We start from the raw sequence: 2,654 nt of genomic DNA on the forward strand, positions 1-2,654 counted from the left end.
ATTGAGCAAATGAACGCGATCGCGGCCCGCCTGCAGTGAGCGGAGTGACCAACGTCTAAGGCACTTTCTATAGGCTTAATCCACCTCTCTGCATTGATGGAGCACTTTGCCTACACGCCCGTTTCCCCTTTCTTGCGGGCAGCGCTTTCGATGTCACGGACATGATTGCAAGAATCGGGTGACTTAGGTCACCGACGGCCGTTCCCGGCCGTGACAGTCTCTCTACGTCAAGACTTCTCGTGGAGAGATAGCATGCGATATGCACCGTTTGTCTTCATTCTTATCATAGCGTCTCCAGCGCTGGCGGATCCGACGAGTGCGCGGGTCGGGACAAAAGAGCGAGAGAGGCACGAGTTCTACGACGTGATACGGAACCAGCCGACCTTGGAAAAGCCCTCGCGAACAAATTGCGAAAGCCGAGGCACCCCATCGGCCCGGCACACAAAGTGGAGCGCCACGAAATCTTGCTAGGGCAGAACTATAAAATGGTTGAGCTGAAGCCCGATGGTGATTGATGTATCGACGGCCCTCAAGCAGCATCGAGCTTCAGAAATCCGTGATCGTATCCAGGTGGACACCTCGAAAAACGTGCTTATCCGCTCCCGTTGAGGTTGCGAGAGCCTCCGGGAGACGCCGATTGGCCGCCCTGTTTCGCTTGATTGTCGCCATTGGGCTGTCAGAGGGGGGCCGTTGCGTTCATGCGGGCGCACTTTTCCCTTCAAGCCAGGCAAGCCGGGTGAAGTTGTAGGCCAGATTGGCCATGCCGATCTTCAGCCGGGCCCGCGCCATGCCAATGGTGCGAACCACCAGCCCCATCCGATGCTTCTGCGCCGCGAAGACATGCTCAACCGCAGCCCGGATAACGGAACGCTTACCGTTGGCCCGTGCGATGTGCGCGGGCATCGGGCGGCCCTTCGGCTTCTTGCGGTGGATCTGGCTGCTGAACATGCCATCTGCCAGAAACGCTTCATTCTTCTTCGAGCGGTAGGCCGTATCGGCCCAGACGCTTGAACCGGTATTGGCCTTGCTGGCGTCACCTCAAGGTTTGTTCGCCAGACAACGATTTCTCGGACATAAGCGGAACATGGGCTACGCTACACGCTTCAACCGCGCCATTGGCTCGTTGAGTGGGTGGAATTCACCTGCTGGAAGTCGCCTGGCCTGCTCCCAGAGGTAATCGCCGGTCAGACTGATGTGCGCCCAGCCCATCGGAGAAAGGTGCGCAAGCAGTGCCGCATCGAACGTCGTGCCGACAGCGTTGAGGTGCTGGGCGGCCCGGTCGAGATAGACCGTGTTCCAGTAGGAAATCGCCGCAATCAGCAGGTTCAGCCCAGATGCGCGAAATTCCTGATTTTCCAGCGAGCGATCGGTGAACCGACCCTGCCGGTTGGTATAGATGGCGGCGGCAAGCGTGTGCCTCGCCTCGCCTTTGTTGAGACCGGCCTGACAGGCACGTCGCAGTTCCGGTTGTTCAAGCCAATCGAGCGTGAACAAAGTGCGCTCGATACGGCCCAGTTCAGCCAATGCAAAATCCAGCCTGTTCTGGCGTTTGTAGGCGGCAAGTTTTCGCAAGATTACTGACGGCGCCACCGTGCCATCCTTGATTGAGGCGACAATCCTGACGATGTCATCCCAATCGGCCTCGATCGCTGCCGTTTTGATGGTGCGGCCCATCAGATTTTCGATGCCCTTGTATGTCGATGGCGCAGCGATCGAACCCAGCTTGCGGTCGCCAATATCGCGCAGCCGTGGCGCGAAGCGGAACCCGAGTAGGTGGCAGAGTGCGAAAACATGATCGGTGGCGCCGCCGGTATCGGTATAGTGCTCATGCAACGGAAGGTTGCCGGCGCCCTGGACAAGCCCGTCGAGCACGTAAGGCGCTTCACCTGCCGTCGCGGACATGATCCGTGATCCGAATGATGCGAAGTGATCGGAAAGGTGAGAATAGATTTTCACGCCAGGTTCGGCGCCATATTTGGCATTGACGTCCGCCGCCCCTGAACGGCTCCGCCCCGACCGGAAGAACTGGCCATCGGACGACGAACTGGTGCCAGCGCCCCAATGCCGCGCGAAGGGTAATTCGTGATGGGCTGAGATGATCATGGCCAGCGCGGCCTGATAGTTCTCGGGTGAAAGATACCAGTTGTGGGTCCATGCGAGTTGGGCATAGCTGACGCCTTCGCTGGCATTGGCCATCCGCTCCAGCCCGAGGTTGGTGCCATCAGCCAGAATTGCGGCGAGTACCGTGCTGGGGTTGTCGTGCTCCTTGCCTGAGCGCAGGTCACGGAATGCGTTCAAAAAACCAGTGCGTTCGGCGACTTCAAGCAGCAGCTCGGTGATGCGCACGCGGGGAAGCAGGGTATCGAGCTTGCGATCGAGGGCTTCAGCTTCCGGTGGGGTGACAGGCGGCATTTGCTGAAGCTTGAGCCGGTCTCGTTCGAGCGACACTCCCTCAAGCTTGTTTGTTTTCAACTGCTTGGCAAATCGGCGCAGCCGCCAGTCAAGATTTCGTGCCCGGTCAGCGAGGTAGGATGCAGCATTTGAATCGAACGGAAGCACATCCGCCACTTTGGCGGCGTCGCGCCGACCCAGCAAATAGAGCGTTTTTCGATCATTCCGGCTCATATCCGCATGAAACGAAGTAGTTCTCACAT

General features: G+C 58.5%; 1 protein-coding gene and 1 pseudogene. Both read right to left on the reverse strand.

From position 1 onward, the window contains the following. Nucleotides 1-696: 696 nt before the first annotated feature. Nucleotides 697-1,029, reverse strand: a pseudogene (locus tag IE243_RS22465) (transposase); the annotation flags it as partial. A gap of 60 nt (nt 1,030-1,089) precedes the next feature. Continuing rightward, the coding region (locus tag IE243_RS22470; RefSeq protein WP_191321514.1) for a Tn3 family transposase at nt 1,090-2,654 on the reverse strand (1,565 nt) is incomplete at its 5' end.

Source organism: Camelimonas fluminis (assembly GCF_014656355.1).
GTDB classification, from domain to species: domain Bacteria; phylum Pseudomonadota; class Alphaproteobacteria; order Rhizobiales; family Beijerinckiaceae; genus Camelimonas; species Camelimonas fluminis.